General features: G+C 73.5%; 13 protein-coding genes. 3 read left to right on the top strand and 10 right to left on the bottom strand.

Annotation, left to right across the window (positions count from 1 at the left end; all coding sequences use genetic code 11):
• Positions 1–197 precede the first annotated feature (197 nt).
• From ACFYOU_RS19075 to ACFYOU_RS19030, 10 genes are read right to left on the bottom strand one after another with little or no spacing between them, the layout of a single operon-like run.
• Positions 198–1889 (bottom strand): proton-conducting transporter membrane subunit, encoded by a 1692-nt coding sequence (locus tag ACFYOU_RS19075; RefSeq protein WP_391306990.1) that lies wholly within the window; start codon positions 1887–1889, stop codon positions 198–200.
• Positions 1886–3496, bottom strand: a complete 1611-nt coding sequence (locus ACFYOU_RS19070) for an NADH-quinone oxidoreductase subunit M (protein ID WP_391306989.1) — start codon at positions 3494–3496, stop codon at positions 1886–1888. The genes ACFYOU_RS19075 and ACFYOU_RS19070 overlap by 4 nt, the downstream gene beginning before the upstream one ends.
• Before the next feature lie 6 nt (positions 3497–3502).
• On the bottom strand, positions 3503–5494 hold the full coding sequence (locus ACFYOU_RS19065; RefSeq protein ID WP_391306987.1) for an NADH-quinone oxidoreductase subunit L: 1992 nt from the start codon (positions 5492–5494) through the stop codon (positions 3503–3505).
• On the bottom strand, positions 5491–5892 hold the full coding sequence (nuoK, locus tag ACFYOU_RS19060; RefSeq protein WP_389771011.1) for an NADH-quinone oxidoreductase subunit NuoK: 402 nt from the start codon (positions 5890–5892) through the stop codon (positions 5491–5493). Before nuoK ends, ACFYOU_RS19065 begins: the two co-directional genes overlap by 4 nt.
• Positions 5892–6608, bottom strand: coding sequence for an NADH-quinone oxidoreductase subunit J (locus tag ACFYOU_RS19055; RefSeq protein WP_391306985.1), 717 nt, complete (start codon positions 6606–6608; stop codon positions 5892–5894). Before ACFYOU_RS19055 ends, nuoK begins: the two co-directional genes overlap by 1 nt.
• A complete protein-coding gene (locus tag ACFYOU_RS19050) occupies positions 6605–7276 on the bottom strand; it encodes a 4Fe-4S binding protein (protein WP_391306983.1) in 672 nt (223 codons plus the stop codon). The genes ACFYOU_RS19055 and ACFYOU_RS19050 overlap by 4 nt, the downstream gene beginning before the upstream one ends.
• Before the next feature lie 3 nt (positions 7277–7279).
• Positions 7280–8245: an NADH-quinone oxidoreductase subunit H gene (locus ACFYOU_RS19045; RefSeq protein WP_389771002.1), complete on the bottom strand. Its 966-nt coding sequence runs from the start codon at positions 8243–8245 to the stop codon at positions 7280–7282.
• Entirely contained in the window at positions 8242–9777 is a 1536-nt protein-coding gene (locus ACFYOU_RS19040; protein WP_391306981.1) for an NADH-quinone oxidoreductase subunit C, read from the bottom strand. The genes ACFYOU_RS19045 and ACFYOU_RS19040 overlap by 4 nt, the downstream gene beginning before the upstream one ends.
• Positions 9774–10469, bottom strand: a complete 696-nt coding sequence (locus ACFYOU_RS19035; RefSeq protein WP_391306979.1) for an NADH-quinone oxidoreductase subunit NuoB — start codon at positions 10467–10469, stop codon at positions 9774–9776. The genes ACFYOU_RS19040 and ACFYOU_RS19035 overlap by 4 nt, the downstream gene beginning before the upstream one ends.
• Complete coding sequence (locus ACFYOU_RS19030; RefSeq protein WP_385496028.1) at positions 10460–10861, bottom strand: NADH-quinone oxidoreductase subunit A; 402 nt, start codon at positions 10859–10861, stop codon at positions 10460–10462. Before ACFYOU_RS19030 ends, ACFYOU_RS19035 begins: the two co-directional genes overlap by 10 nt.
• Before the next feature lie 361 nt (positions 10862–11222).
• On the opposite strand from ACFYOU_RS19030, the gene ACFYOU_RS19025 reads away from it, so the two are divergent.
• The 3 genes from ACFYOU_RS19025 to ACFYOU_RS19015 all read left to right on the top strand — a co-directional run bounded on the left by ACFYOU_RS19025 (position 11223) and on the right by ACFYOU_RS19015 (position 15544).
• Complete coding sequence (locus ACFYOU_RS19025; protein ID WP_391306976.1) at positions 11223–12467, top strand: sensor domain-containing protein; 1245 nt, start codon at positions 11223–11225, stop codon at positions 12465–12467.
• Between the two features lie 926 nt (positions 12468–13393).
• A complete protein-coding gene (locus tag ACFYOU_RS19020; protein WP_391306975.1) occupies positions 13394–14746 on the top strand; it encodes a sensor domain-containing protein in 1353 nt (450 codons plus the stop codon).
• A gap of 138 nt (positions 14747–14884) precedes the next feature.
• Positions 14885–15544 (top strand): LuxR C-terminal-related transcriptional regulator, encoded by a 660-nt coding sequence (locus ACFYOU_RS19015; protein ID WP_385496056.1) that lies wholly within the window; start codon positions 14885–14887, stop codon positions 15542–15544.
• The last annotated feature ends 177 nt before the right edge of the window (positions 15545–15721 follow it).

The raw sequence follows: 15721 nt of genomic DNA, 5'->3' as shown, positions 1-15721 counted from the left end.
TGGTGCCGGAGCTCCTCCACCGTCCAGTGGACCTTCCCTTACTGGTCAACGCCAGGCGAGCGGGACTAGTTCCCTGGTGCGCGGGGCGCGGCGTGTCGGCCGACCGGGTGACGGCACGACGGCGGCACCCCCCGCGGACAGGGGGTGCCGCCGTCGGACGGCGGGCCGGTGCGGACCCGGTGGGCCCGCCCGGCCCGTCAGAACAGGACCGTGTCCGCGAAGCGCAGGACCAGCTGGGGGGCTCCGGACAAGACGATGCCGAGGAGGGCCGTCAAGGCGATCGCCGCGGCGATCGGGACCGGTACGGCGGCCACGGGGGACGTGCTCAGCGGGGCGGACGGGGCGGGCTCCGCGGTGACCGTGGCGGTCGTTGCTGTTGCGGCTGTCGTGGCGGCTGCGGCTGCTCCGACGGCTGCGGGGACCTCGGCGGGCGGTGCGGGGGCTGCGGGGGTCTCCGTGGCCTCGGGGGCCTCGGGGGCCCGTTCCGGTGCCTGGAAGAGGAGCGCCGTCCAGCGGAGGTAGTAGTACAGGGCGATCACGACGTTGACGGCCATGACGACGGCGAGCCAGCCGAGGCCCGCGTCGACCACCGACGAGAACACGGTGACCTTGGCGAACAGACCGATGATGCCCGGCGGCAGTCCGGCGAGGCAGAGCAGGAAGAACCCCAGCACCAGGGCGGTCAGCGGGCGCTCGGCGTACAGCCCGCGGTAGTCGGTGAGGCGGTTGAGGGGCCTGGTGCGGGCGACCAGCGCGGCGACGGCGAAGGCCCCGAGGTTCACGGCCGCGTACATCAGGGCGTACGCCACGGTGGAGCCCACGGCGCGCTGCGGGTCCTTCGCGTAGGCCGCCGCGGCGATCGGGACCAGCAGGTACCCGGCCTGCCCGACGGACGACCAGGCCAGCAGGCGGACCGCGCTGAACGCGGCCGCGGAGCGCTGGCGCAGGGCCGCCGCGTTGCCGATCGTCATGGTGAGGGCGGCGAGCACGGCGAGCGCGGGGCCCCAGACGTCCGCGTACGGGGGGAACGCGATGACGGTGACGAGGATCAGCCCGGTGAAGCCGACGGCCTTGCCGATGACCGACAGGAAGGCGGCGACGGGCAGCGGTGCGCCGACGTAGGTGTCGGGCACCCAGAAGTGGAAGGGGACGGCGGCCGTCTTGAAGGCGAAGCCGATGAGCGTGAGGACGACACCGGTCTGGGCGAGCGTCGCGTACCGGCCGTCCACGTCGGCGAGCGCGTCGGCGATCTCCGTGAGGTACATGCTGCCGGTGGTCGCGTACACGAAGCTGGCGCCCATGAGGGTCACGGCGGTGGCGGTGACGGACGACAGGAAGAACTTCAGGGCCGCCTCGGAGGACATCCGGTCGCCGCGCTTGAGCCCCACCAGGGCGAACGCGGGCAGGGAGGCCACTTCGAGGGCGACGATCAGGGTGGTGAGGTCGCGGGCGGCGGGCAGCAGGGCGGCGCCGGCGGCCGAGGACAGCAGCAGGAACCAGTACTCGCCGTCGGGCAGCACCCGGCCGCCCGGACGGTCGGCGTCGTCGCTCAGCAGGGTGATCGAGAGCAGCACGGTCACCAGGGCGCCGCCGATGACCAGCAGTTGCACGGCCAGGGTGAACTGGTCGGCGGTGTAGCTGCACACGTCGGGGGCGGACTTGCGGCAGAACGTGGCGCGGTCGGCGCCGACGAGCGGCAGCAGGGACAGCGCGGCGAGGGTGAGCGCGCCGGCGCTGGCCCAGCCGAGGAGGGCCTTGTGCCGCTCGGGCACGAACAGGTCCGCGACGAGGACGAGCAGCGCGGCGACCGCGGTGAGGGTGGGCGGCGCGATGGCGATCCAGTCGACGGACTGGACGAGGTTCCCGACGTCCGGGGCGGCGACGGTCACGACTTGCCTCCTGCGAGGAGCTGCTGCACGGCCGGATCGGTGAGGCCCAGCAGCAGTGCGGGCCAGAGTCCGGCGATCACGGTGAGGGCGACGAGCGGGGTCCAGGCCGCGTACTCGTGGCGGCGCACGTCGAGGAAGGCCCCGGCGTCCGGGGCGGCTCCGGTGGCCGGGGCGGTCTCGGCGGGGGTCTTCGGGGTGCCCATGCAGATCCGGCGGACCACGATGAGCAGGTACGCGGCGGTGAGCAGGGTGCCGAGGCCGGCGAGGGCCACGAAGACCAGGTACGCGGGGCGGTTGAGGCCGGCCGCGGGGTCGAAGGCGCCGAACATGGCGAGCATCTCGCCCCAGAACCCGGCGAGCCCGGGCAGTCCCAGCGAGGCGACCGCGCCGAAGGCGAACAGCCCGCCGAAGCGGGGCGCGACGCCGTACAGGGCGGCCCCGGTGTCACCGGCGAGGGTGTCGAGGTCGGTGGTGCCGGTGCGGTCCTTGAGGGCGCCGACCAGGAAGAACAGCAGCCCCGTGATGAGTCCGTGGGCGATGTTCGCGAACAGGGCGCCGTTCACGCCGGTCGGCGTCAGGGTGGCGATGCCGAGCAGGACGAAGCCCATGTGCCCGACGGACGAGTAGGCGATCAGGCGTTTGAGGTCGCCGCCCGCTCCGGGCCGGGCGAGCGCCAGACAGGCCAGCGATCCGTAGATGATCCCGGCGACGGCGAACGCGGCGAAGTACGGGGCGATCGTGTGCATGCCGTCCGGGGTGATCGGCAGCAGGATGCGGACGAAGCCGTAGGTGCCCATCTTGAGCAGCACGCCCGCGAGCAGCACCGAACCGACGGTCGGGGCCGCGGTGTGCGCGTCCGGGAGCCAGCTGTGCAACGGCCACACCGGGGTCTTGACGGCGAGTCCGATGCCCACCGACAGCACGGCGATGACCTGCACGGACGTACTGAGCGACCGGCCGTCGTCAGCGGCGAGCGCCACCATGTCGAAGGTGCCGGCCCGCAGCCCGATGAGCAGCAGGCCCAGCAGCATCACGACCGAACCGAGCAGGGTGTAGAGGATGAACTTCCAGGCGGCGGCCTTGCGGCCGGCGCCGCCCCAGCGGGCGATGAGGAAGTACATCGGGATGAGGACCATCTCGAAGGCGAGGAAGAACAGCAGCAGGTCGAGCACGGCGAAGGTCGCCAGGGTGCCGGCCTCCAGCACGAGCACCAGGGCGACGAACGCCTTCGGGGACGGGCCCGCGGGCGGCTTCGCGTAGCTGTACAGGGCGCACAGGAAGGTCAGCAGCGCGGTGAGGACCAGCAGCGGGAGCGAGATGCCGTCGATGCCGAGGTGGAGGCGGACGTCCAGTGCCGGGATCCAGCTGACGTCCGTCGTGGCCTGCATCTTCGCCGGGTCGTCGTGGTCGAAGCCCAGGGCGAGCACGAGCGCCGCGACGAGGACGGCACCGGTCACGGTGACGCCGTGGCGCAGCACGGCCTGGTCGGGCGAGGTGCCCCGCAGCCCGGGCGGGGCGGGCAGCAGGGCCGCCGCGGCGCCCAGCAGCGGAGCGACGACGACGAACGCCAGGAGGAACTGCATCACGGACTCGTTGATATCGATCACTGCGGCTCACGCTCCGACGGTGGCGACGAGGACGGCGGCGACCGCCAGGACGACGGTGCCGGCGAACAGCGCGCTCAGATAGGTCTGCGTGTTGCCGGTCTGGGCCCGCCGCGCGGCGGTGCCGAGGAGCCGGGGCAGGGCTCCCGCGCCCCGCACGTAGGTGTCGATCACCGCGCCGTCCAGGAAGCGCACCAGTCGGGCCGCCTCGACCACCGGGCGGACGAAGAGCACCCGGTAGACGGCGTCCAGGTGGAAGCCGTTCGCGGCGTGCCGGTGGAGCGGGCCGAGCAGGACCCGACCGGGGTCGGCCGGGTCGGGGTGCGCGGCGAGGTACCCGTACGCGCGCTCGTGGCTGGCGAGGGCTTCCTCCTCGACCAGGGAACCGTCCGCCCCGGGGTGGGCGACGACCGCGCCGAGGGGGGGCCGGGGGGCGCTGATCGTGTGCCGCCAGGTGCCGTACACGAGGAGCCCGCCGATGAGGGCGGCGCCGGTGCCGAGCACGGAGGTGGTGAGGGTCGGGGTCAGGGAGTCCCCGCCGAGCCAGTCGGGCAGCACGCCGACGGCGAGGCCGAAGGCGAGCGAGGGCACGGCGAGCACCCACAGGACGGTGGTCATCGCCAGCGGCTGCCGGCCGTGGTCGGGGGCCTCCTCGCCCCGGCCGCGGAAGGCGAGCAGCCACAGCCGGGCCGCGTAGGCGGCGGTGAGCAGGGCGGTGAGCAGACCGGCGACCAGGACGGTCCACCCGGCGCCGGTGGGGACGCCCGCGGTGTCGCCGTGGGCGGCGTGCTCGGCGCCGACCAGCACGGCCTCCTTCGAGAAGAAGCCGCTGAAGGGCGGGATCGCGGCGAGGGCGAGCAGCGCCACCGTCATCGTCCAATAGGCGTCCGGGATGCGGGACCGCAGATTCCGCATCCCGGACATGGCGGCGAGCGAGTTGGTGCCGGCGGCGTGGATGACCACGCCCGCGGCGAGGAACAGCAGCGCCTTGAACGCGCCGTGCGAGATGAGGTGGAAGACGGCGGCACCCGGGTCCGCGACGGCGAGCGCCCCGGTCATGTAACCGAGCTGGCCGATCGTCGAGTACGCGAGGACGCGTTTGATGTCGTCCTGGGCGAGCGCGGCGAGCGCCGAGCCGAGCATCGTCACGGCGGCCATCACCGCGAGCACGACCAGGGCGGCGGCCGAGGCGGCGAAGACGGGCAGCAGCCGGGCGACGAAGTAGACGCCGGCGGCGACCATCGTCGCCGCGTGGATCAGCGCGGAGACGGGGGTGGGGCCGGCCATCGCGTCCGGCAGCCAGGTGTGCAGCGGGAACTGCGCCGACTTGCCCGCCACGCCCGCGAGCAGCAGCAGCGCGATCACCGTGGGGTGGTCGAGGCCGCCCGCCGCGACGGTGTGCAGGACGGTGGAGATCCGGAACGAGCCGGCGTCCGCGGCGAGCGCGAACAGTCCGATCAGGAAGGGGACGTCACCGAGCTTGGTGACGAGGAACGCCTTCAGCGAGGCGGCGCGGGCCTCGGGCGTCTCCCAGTAGTGGCCGACCAGGAAGTACGAGCAGATGCCCATGACCTCCCAGCCCACCAGCAGCACCATCAGGTCGCCCGAGTAGACGACCAGGAACATCGCGGCGGTGAACAGGGACACGAGCGCCGCGTACGAGGGGTAGCGGGGGTCGTGGCGCAGGTACGCCGTGGAGTAGACCTGCACGCAGGTGGCGACCACGCCGACGAGGACGGCGACGAGGGCGGCGAAGCCGTCGATGCGCAGCGCCAGGTCGATGGGGACCGAGCCGGTGGGGGTGAGTTGGGTGGCCGCCTCGATGGTCGCCCCGCCGCCCTGGCGCACGGCGACGAACACCGCGAGCACCAGTGCGGCCACGGTCGGCAGGATCGCCAGGGGGCGGACGAAGCCGGGCGCGGTGCGGCCGAGGAACAGTCCGGCGGCGGCACCGAGGAACGGCAGGACGGGGACGAGTACGGCGAGGGTCGTGGTGGTCACGCGGCGGCCTCTGTGATGGGTGCCGTGGCGGGGGGCGTCCGGGTTCCGGGAGCGTCCGGACCGCCGTCCGGTCCCGGTCCGTCCTCGGCGGTGTCGCGGAGCTTGTCGATGTCGGAGGAGCCGCGGTTGCGGTACACGGCGAGGACGATCGCGAGGCCGATGCCGATCTCGGCGGCGGCGATGGCGATCGTGAACAGGGTCAGCGCCTGGCCGGAGTGCAGGGTGTCGCGGGCCGCCTCGCTGAGCCAGACGTCGAAGGCGACGAGGTTCAGGTTGACGGCGTTGAGCATCAGCTCCACGGACATCAGCACCAGGATCGCGTTGCGGCGGGCCAGTACGCCGTACAGGCCCGTGCAGAAGAGGAGGACCGAGAGGACCACGGGGTAGGCGAGGTGCATCAGTCGTTCTCCGTCCGCTGCGCCGGGCCGGGGCGCTGTCCGGTGCCGGGGCGCTGTGCGGCGTCCGGACGCGGCGCAGTGCCTGGACGCTGTGCGGTGCCCGGGGAGGTGCGGCGGGGGCGCGCGGTCTTGGCGGGGCGCGCCGGCGGCTTCTCCTTGCGGGAGAGGACGATCGCGCCGACCAGGGCGGCGAGCAGCAGCACCGACAGCGCCTCGAAGGGGAGCACCCAGTTCTGGAACAGGCTCGCGCCCATCACGTCGGTGGAGCCCTGGGCGGCACCGTCCAGTTCGAGGCGGGTGGTGCGGAACGCGTCCACCACCACCCAGACCAGGGCGGCGGCCGAGGCCACGGCGACCGCCAGGGCGACCCACCGGTTGCCCGAGTCGGCGTCCGGGGACGGTCCGATGGGCGCCCGGGTGAGCATCAGCCCGAACAGCAGCAGCACGACGACGGAGCCGACGTAGATGAGGACCTGCACCCAGGCGATGAACTCCGCGGTGAGCAGCAGGTACTCGACGGCGATCCCGCCGAGGGCGACCACCAGCCACAGCGCGGCGTGCACGAGTTGGGTGGTGGTGACGGTGATGACCGCGGCGCCGAGGGTGACCACGCCGACGAGGAGGAAGGCGATCTCGACGCCCGTCGGGGAGAGGAAGCCCGCGGTCTCGGCGGCGAGCGGAACGGGGTGCGCGGGAAGGGTCGTGAGGGGGGTCACCGGGGTCCCTCCTGCTCGGGAGCGGTGCCGTCACCGGAATCGGGGGCGGGGGACGGGGCGGGGTCGGGGCCCGGTGCCGCCGGGGGCTCAGCGCTCTCGGCGGCTTCGGCGGCCTGGGCGGCCTCAGCGGCGATCTTCTCCGCCGTCTTGCGGGCGGCGGAGAGTTCCTTGGGCTCCTCGGCGGCCGGGTCCAGCGCGGGCGGCGCCGGAACCGTCCACATCCACTCGCGGAGCTTGTCCCGCTCGTGGGTCAGCTCGCGGATGTCGGTCTCGGCGTACTCGAACTCCGGCGACCAGAACAGCGCGTCGAAGGGGCACACCTCGATGCAGATGCCGCAGTACATGCACAGCGAGAAGTCGATGGCGAACCGGTCGAGCACGTTGCGACTGCGCTCACGGCCACCGGGTGCGGCGGGCGGCACCGTCTCCTTGTGGGAGTCGATGTAGATGCACCAGTCGGGGCACTCGCGGGCGCACAGCATGCACACCGTGCAGTTCTCTTCGAACAGACCGATGACGCCCCGGGTGCGGGGCGGCAGTTCGGGCTGGACGTCGGGGTAGCGCGCGGTGACCGACTTGCGGGTCATCGTCCGCAGGGTGACGGCCAGCCCCTTGGCCAGACCGGACCCGGGGAACTTGCGCGGGGTGCGCGCGGGCGACTCGGCCATGGATCACATCACCACCTTGACGACGCCGGTGAGGGCGATCTGGGCGAGGGCGAGGGGGACGAGCGTCGTCCAGGCGAGGCGCTGGAGCTGGTCCTCCCGGAGCCGGGGGTAACTGACGCGCAGCCAGATGATGACGAACGCGAGGACGGAGATCTTCAGCAGGGTCCACACCCAGCCGAGGCCCTCCCCTCCGAACGGACCGTGCCAACCGCCCAGGAAGAGGACGGTGGTCAGGGCGCACAGCACGACGATCCCGGCGTACTCGGCGAGCAGGAACAGCGCGAAGCGCAGTCCGGTGTACTCCGTGTACGCGCCGAAGATGATCTCGGAGTCGGCGACGGGCATGTCGAACGGCGGCCGTTGGAGTTCGGCGAGTCCGGCGACGAAGAAGACGAGCGCGCCGACGATCTGCCAGGGCAGCCACCACCACTCGAACGCGTTGACGATCCCCGGCAGCGAGACGGTGCCGGCGGCCATCGCCACCGACGCGGCGGCCAGCAGCATCGGCAGTTCGTAGGCGAGGAGTTGGGCGGCGGTGCGCAAGCCGCCGAGCAGGGAGAACTTGTTCGCCGACGCCCAGCCGGCCATCAGCGATCCGAGGACGCTGACGCCCATGACCGCCAGGGCGAAGAAGACGCCCGCGTCCAGGACCACCCCGACGGCGCCCTCCTGGGGGCCGATGGGGATGACCACGAGGACGAGCAGGTACGGCAGGAGCGCGACGGCCGGGGCGAGCTGGAAGATCCGCCGGTCGGCCCGGGCGGGGACGATGTCCTCCTTCTGGGCGAACTTGACGCCGTCGGCGACCAGCTGGGCCCAGCCGTGGAACCCGCCCGCGTACATCGGGCCGAGGCGGCCCTGCATGTGGGCCATGACCTTGTGCTCGGTCTGCCCGATGACCAGCGGCAGCACGAGGAAGACGGCGAAGACGACGAGGAGTCGCAGGGCGACGTCCAGCGCGTCGTTCACTGCGGGCCTCCTGGGGGGTTGTCTTCGCTACTGGTACGGGGACGACGGCTACGGGGACGTTGGGCGTCGTCGGGAGCTGCTTCGTCGGGAGCGGCTTCGTCGGCCGGGTCGGAGCCTTCCGCCTGACCGGCGGGTTTGTCCGGGTCGGCGGGTGCGTCCGGGGCGACGGGTTTGGCCGCGGCCCCTTCGCCCTGCTCCGACGGCCCGGCCGGTTCGCGTTGCTCCGACGGCTCCGGCGGCTCGGACGGCGTCCGCGGCGGCTCGACCGGCTGCGGCGGTTCGCTCACCGCGGCGGACTCGGTGGTGCGGGGCTCTCCGCCCGGCGCCGCCGCCTCGTCGAAGGCCGGGCGCGCGTGGTGCCAGGGCGCGTCGGAGGAACCCCGGGTGCGCGGGGCGGCGGACGGCTGGTCCGCGGGAGTGGTCGGCGCGCCGGCCGCGGCGTCCGGAGGTACTGCGGCATCGCCGCCGTCGCCGGTCCGGCCCTCAGCCCGGGTGCCCTCGTCCGGCTGACCGGTGGGTTCCGGTGCGGTGCCCCTGCCAGGTGCGGTGGCCGCACCAGGTGCGCCAGGTGCGGTGGCCGTACTGGGTGCAGGGGCCGCGCCAGAATCCGTGGCCGTACCGGATTCCGTGGCCGTACCGGGTTCCGTGGCGGCCCGCTGCGAGGCGGAACCGCTCTCCGCGGACCGGGTCCGACGGGCCGGCCGAGCGGCCTGCGCCCCGGCCGACGCAGCGGCACCCTCCGGGGCGCCCGCGCCGGTGACCGGCGGAGATTCCGTACCAGCCGTGCCAGCCGCACCGGCCGCTTCGGCCGGACCCGGCTGGCTCGCCGACCCGGCGGCGGCCGTACGGGTGCGCCGCACCGGCCGGTCACCGGCGGTACGCCCCGCGGCGCCCGCACCGGCGCGACCAGCAGCGCCCGCGCGCCCCGCCGCACCCGCCCGCCCCGCACCGCGCGCCGGCGCGGGAGGCAACGTCCCCTTCAGGGGCCCCCACTCGTTGGGATCGGGCACCCCCGGCGGCAGCATCTGCCGGCGCTTGGGTCCCCCGTGCTCGGACTCGCCGGGCTCCTTGGCGCCGGGCCACGCCTTGACCACCCGGGCCGCGAGGACGAAGTCCTTGCGCAGCGGGTGGCCTTCGAAGCCCTCGGGCAGCAGCAGGGGGTCGAGACCGGGGTGGCCGGCGAAGTCGACGCCGAACATCTCGTGGGTCTCCCGCTCGTGCCAGGCGGCCCCCGCGTACACCCCGATCGCGGAGGGCAGGACGGCGGCGTCCCGCGGCACGGTGGTCCGCACCAGCAACCTGCGCACCGGGGCGAGGGCGACGACGTGGGCCGAGACCCGGAACCCCGCCTCGGCCTCGTCGACGGCGCTCAGCCAGTCGAAGAAGGTGCAGCCGAGGGTCGTCCGCGCGGTCTCCAGGGCGGTGAGCCAGCCGGCGGCGGGTACGTCGACGGTGAGGACGTCGTAGGACTCCTCGGCGGTGGCCTCCGGACCGAACAGGTCCGTGACGGCCTCGGGCAGCCAACCGGTCACCGGTCGTTCCCCTCTCCGGCGACCGGGGCGGAGCCGGCGGCGGTCGCGGAGCCGGGCGCGGCGGGCGGACGGACGAGGTCGCTCTGGAGCGCGGCGGCCGACGGACGGCCCCCGGTCGCGTACCGCTCGCCCAGGGACTCGCGGGCGATCTTCTCCTGGAGCTTGAGGATGCCCTGGAGCAGCGCCTCGGGCCGCGGCGGGCAGCCGGGCACGTACACGTCGACGGGGATGATCTGGTCCACGCCCTTGGTGACGGAGTACGAGTCCCAGTAGGGGCCGCCGCAGTTGGAGCAGGCGCCGAAGGAGATCACGTACTTGGGCTCGGGCATCTGTTCGTACAACCGCTTGACGGCCGGGGCCATCTTGTCGGTGACGGTGCCGGAGACGATCATCAGGTCGGCCTGCCGGGGTCCCGGTGCGAAGGGGATCACTCCGAGGCGGATGAAGTCGTGGCGGGCCATCGACGCGGCGATGAACTCGATGGCGCAGCAGGCGAGTCCGAAGTTGAAGACCCACAGGCTGTAGCGGCGGCCCCAGTTGAGGACCACCTTCATCGGCTCGGGGGCGAGCCGGGCCAGCGTGCCGAGCCTGCGCGGCTCGGGCAGGAACACGGGTCCGGGCGCGGTGGCGGGGTCCGTGTCGGACGCGGGCGTAGCGGGGTCCGCGTCGGACGCGGACGGGATCACGCCCATGTCAGGACGCCCTTCTTGTACGCGTAGAGCAAGCCCACGGCGAGGAAGCCGAGGAAGATGAACATCTCCACGAGGGTCGTCGACCCGTATCCCTGTTCCGCGAAGACGGTGGCCCAGGGGAACAGGAAGATCGAGTCGACGGCGAAGATCACGTAGAGGAACGAGTAGACGTAGTAGCGCACCTGGGTGTGCGCCCAGCCCTCACCGACGGGGTCGACCCCGCACTCGTAGGTGAGGAGTTTCTCCGGGGTCGGCACGACCGGGCGCAGCAGTCGTCCGGCGCCGAAGGCGACCGCGACGAAGAGCACCCCGATCAGGGCGAGTAGTCCCACGACGGAGTACGACTGGAAATAGCTCTCCGAGCCCTCCGCGAGAACGGTCGGTTCCGGCACGTCCGCCCCTCGCTCCTTGCCTCGTGCGCCCCATGGCCGCACCGACCCGGACGCCGGGCGGCGGAGCGGGCGGGACGCCAGTGGATGCGCGGTGTACGACGTTCTCTACGCACGGGAGTCTAGGCCCTGCTAAAGGAGGGGTAAGCAGCCCGTCACCGGTCAGGAGGGTTCCGTGGGGCCCCCGGGCCCGTCACGAAACGGACCTGACGGGCCACGGACGACCTGCGGCGGGGGCCGCCCCGGAGGTCGGGACGCCCGCCTCCGGGGCCGCGGGGCGGCTGGCTGGGGGTGGGGATATCCACAGGGCGAGAAGGCGGTCCACCTCATGGCGCCGACGCCGGTGACCAGGCACGCTCTAGACATGACCGCACGAATGACCACTTCCGCCCGGGGCCGGGACGCGACCGACGCGGCCGAGCCGGTGGCCGGTGCCGAGGGCACCGAAGAGGCGCTGCCGCCCGCCCGTTTGGCGTACGGGGCTCAGACCTGGCGGGAAATAGCGCATCTCCTGCTGAATCTGCCGATGGGTTTGATCGGCTTCGTGTACGTGGTGACCACGCTGACGATCGGCGTCGGCCTGGCCATCACGGCCGTCGGGCTGCCGCTGCTGGCGGTGAGCCTGTTGGGCGTGCGGCAGTTCGGGCGGGCCGAGCGGGCCCGGGCCCGGGCCCTGCTCAGGGTGCGGGTCGAGGAGCCCAGCCCGCTGCCGCTCCAGGGCATGCCGTGGCTGACGCGGCTGCGCACCTGCGTGGCGGACCCGGTGGCGTGGCGGGCGGCGCTCTACGAGGTCATACGGCTGCCCTGGGGGGTGTTGACCTTCGTGGTGACGTTGGTCTCCCTGTTCGTGCTGTGGCCGGTGCTGCCGTTCATCGCCCGGGCGTTGACGGACGTCGACCGGATGCTGGTGCGCGGGCTGCTCTCCCCGTCCGACGAGTTGGAGCGGCGCATCGCCGAGTTGGAGTCGGACCGGGGGGTCGTGGTGGACACCGCGGCGGCGGACCTGCGGCGCATCGAACGGGACCTGCACGACGGGGCGCAGGCCCGACTCGTCAATCTGGCGATGGGGCTCGGGCTGGCGAAGGAGAAGCTGCTGGAGGACCCGGACACGGCCGCGGTGATGGTCGAGGAGGCCCACGGTGAGGTGAAGCTCGCCCTCCAGGAGCTGCGGGACCTGGCCCGGGGCATCCACCCGGCGGTCCTCACCGACCGCGGGCTGGACGCGGCCCTGTCCTCGGTCGCCTCGCGGTGCACGGTGCCCGTGCGGGTGACGGCGGATCTGGGGAGCCGGCCGGCGGCGGCGATCGAGGGCATCGCCTACTTCACGGTCTCGGAGCTCCTCCAGAACGTCAGCAAGCACAGCCGGGCCCGGTCCGCGGCGGTGGAGGTGTGGCGATCGGGCGAGCGGCTGCTGATCCAGGTCACGGACGACGGGATGGGCGGCGCGAGCCTCGACGGCGGTACGGGCATGGCGGGGCTCGCCGACCGACTGGGCGCGGTCGACGGCCTGTTCGTCGTCGACTCCCCGGTGGGCGGCCCGACGACGGTCACCGCGGAGTTGCCCTGGCGGGACCGCGAACGCCCGCCCTCCCGCCCCGGCCGGGGATAGCCCCCCGGCCGGGGCGGGAGGGCCCGGTGGCCCGGGCCCGCGCGCTGCCCGGGGCGCTCCGGGTGCGGGTTCGGGGGCGGGTACGGGCCCTCCGGCCCGGGGGTACGGGGGTACGGGCCGCAGTTTGGGGTTCGCGGACCGGGGAGCGCGGTTCGGGGTCCGCGGTTCGCGGTTCGGGCCCTAGGCGCGGAGGCTCTGCGCGGGCCGGGGGCGTCCCGTCGGGGCCGCAGCCGGCGTTCGGGGCCGGGGGTTCGGAGGCCGGGGCCAAGGCCGGAAGGCAAGGTCCCTGCCCGAGGCCAGAGTCCGAGGGCACCCAGCCCCGGGGTTCGGCGTCCTGCGCCCCGTCGGCAGTCGGGCGCCGACGGCTCAGGGGCCGATGGCCTTGCCTGGGGCCCGGAGCCGGGGGCGTTCAGGCTCCGGTCGGGGTCCGGGGTCCGTGGCCGCAGTTGGCGTTGGGGGCCAAGGGTCCGGCGCCGGGGGCCGGCACCCCCGGGACCGGGGTCGGGGGTCCGGGACCCCCGCGGACCGGGGCGCACCGGGCCGCACCCGGGCGTCGGCGGCTCGGGCCCGGGAGGGCCGGGCTCGGGGCTCCCCGTGACGCCGCGCCCCTGCGCACCACGCACCGCGTGGCCCCACGGCCCGGGCCCCCGGTCCGACCGGGGCCAGGTGCGGGACCGCGCCGGGTACGTGGCGGTGGGAGCGGGACCGGGGAGGAGGCTGGCGGGCGGGACGGTGTCGCCGAGGGGGTAGGGAAAACCCCCGGTCGGAACGGAGACGTGCCACATGGTGGGGGGCGCCCCGCTCGGGGAGCCTGGAGGTACTTCGGCGGGCCGCTCGAACGGCCCGCCGACGAGCGGGGACGGAACGACCGGGAGACACCGGCCGTGCGGGGCAGCAGCGAGCGACACGAGAGAAGGACGACGAGGATGGCCACGGAGTACGGACAGGGTTACGGGCGGCAGGGCCGGCCCGAGTTCGACGGCGCGGGGCCCGGGCGGCGGCACCTGCTCCCGGCGGGGCTGCGCGAGCCGTTCACGGCCCGCACCTGGCGCGAGTTCGGGTTCGCCCTGCTGAGCCTCCCGATCAGCATCATCGCCTTCACGTTCAGCGTGACGATGCTCTCGGTCGGGGCGGGACTGCTGGTCACCTTCCTCGGCGTACCGGTGCTCGCGGCGACCCTGTCCGCGGCGCGGGGGTTCGCCGCGTTGGAGCGGGGGCGGGCGCGAACGTTGCTCGGCATGGACATCGGTGACGCCGAGCCGCTGCGGGTGGCCCGGCCGGGTCTCATGGCGTGGATCGGCGCGGTCTTCAAGAGCGGCTCCTCCTGGCGGAACCTGCTGTACACGCTGCTGCACTTCCCCTGGGCGGTGTTCACCTTCACCACGGCGCTGACCCTGTGGGTGGTCTCCTGGGGCCTGTTGACCTACCCGCTGTGGCACTGGGTGTTCCCCACCTACGTGAACCAGGACGGCATACAGCTCTACGGGGACGAGAACAGCGCGATCCACCTGGACAACGCCTTCGAGCTGACGGTGACGTCCCTGGTCGGCCTGGTGCTGACGTTGGCCACGCCGTGGGTCGTCCGGGGGCTGACGATGGTGGACCGGCTGCTGATCCTCGCGCTGCTGAGCCCGTCCCGGCTGGCCTCCCGGGTGGTCGAGCTGGAGTCGGACCGGGGGGTCGTGGTGGACACCGCAGCGGCGGACCTGCGGCGCATCGAACGGGACCTGCACGACGGGGCGCAGGCCCGACTCGTCAGCCTCGCGATGGACCTCGGCCTCGCCAAGGAGAAGATGACGGAGGACCCGCAGGCGGCGGCGCGGATGGTGGACGAGGCGCACGGCGAGGTGAAGACGGCGCTCCAGGAGTTGCGGGACCTGGCCCGGGGCATCCACCCGGCGGTCCTCACCGACCGCGGGCTGGACGCGGCCCTGTCCTCGGTGGCCTCCCGGTGCACGGTGCCCGTGCAGGTCGAGGTGGACCTGCCGGCCCGGCCGGCGCCCGCGATCGAGGGCATCGCCTACTTCACGGTCTCGGAGCTCCTCCAGAACGTCAGCAAGCACAGCGGGGCGAACCGGGCGAGCGTGGACGTGTGGCGGGTGGAGAGCCGGCTGCTCATCCAGGTCACGGACAACGGCATGGGCGGAGCGACGGTCAGCGGCGGTACGGGGCTGGCGGGCCTCGCCGAGCGGCTCGACGCGGTGGACGGCATCCTCGTGGTCGACTCCCCGCCCGCCGGCCCGACCCGGATCACCGCCGAGCTCCCCTGGCGCACCTGACCCGCCCCGCCGTAGCGCCCTAGACCCGCAGAACCGCAGATCGGAGTGCCCCCGTACCCCGCGGGGGCACTTTGCTGGAATGCTGGACCTAAGGGACAGCAAGCGTTACATGGGGGGCCAGCAAGCGTGGAGACAAGGGTGAAGGTCGTCATCGCCGAGGATTCGGTCCTGCTGAGGGAGGGCCTGACCCGGTTGCTGACCGACCGGGGGCACGACGTGGTGGCGGGGGTGGGCGACGCGGAGGCACTGATCAAGACGATCACGGACCTCGCGGGCACGGGGGACCTCCCGGACGTGGTGGTGGCCGATGTGCGGATGCCGCCGACGCACACGGACGAAGGGGTGCGCGCGGCGGTCCGGCTCCGCAAGAGCCACCCGGGGCTGGGGGTCCTGGTCCTCTCCCAGTACGTGGAGGAGCGGTACGCGACGGAGCTGCTCGCGGGGTCGAGCCGGGGTGTCGGGTACCTGCTGAAGGACCGGGTGGCCGATGTCCGCGAGTTCGTGGACGCGGTGGTGCGGGTGGCCCAGGGGGGCACCGCGCTGGACCCGGAGGTGGTGGCCCAGTTGCTGGGACGCAGCCGCAAGCAGGACGTCCTGGCGGGGCTGACCCCCCGGGAGCGCGAGGTGCTGGGGCTGATGGCGGAGGGACGGACGAACTCGGCGGTCGCCCGGCAGCTGGTGGTGAGCGACGGGGCGGTGGAGAAGCACGTCAGCAACATCTTCCTGAAGCTGGGACTCTCCCCGAGTGACGGGGATCACCGGCGTGTCCTGGCCGTTCTCACCTATCTGAACTCATGAGCCGCCTGACCGCCCCTCACACCGCGCGCGGCGTTGCGGGAGCGGCGCCGCGCCGCGCGAGGGGGTGCGGGTGATCATGGAACCAGCGGGCCGCGCACGGTCCGAAGCGTCTCAAAAATGCGTCCATCATACGAACAGCCGAAGGAAGGCGACCCTTACCGAAGTAGGGTGGGCCTG

The organism is Streptomyces sp. NPDC005955 (assembly GCF_042871255.1).
GTDB lineage: Bacteria > Actinomycetota > Actinomycetes > Streptomycetales > Streptomycetaceae > Streptomyces.
The sequence above is the reverse complement of the archived record's forward strand: the minus strand, read 5'-3'. Positions and strand labels throughout refer to the sequence as shown.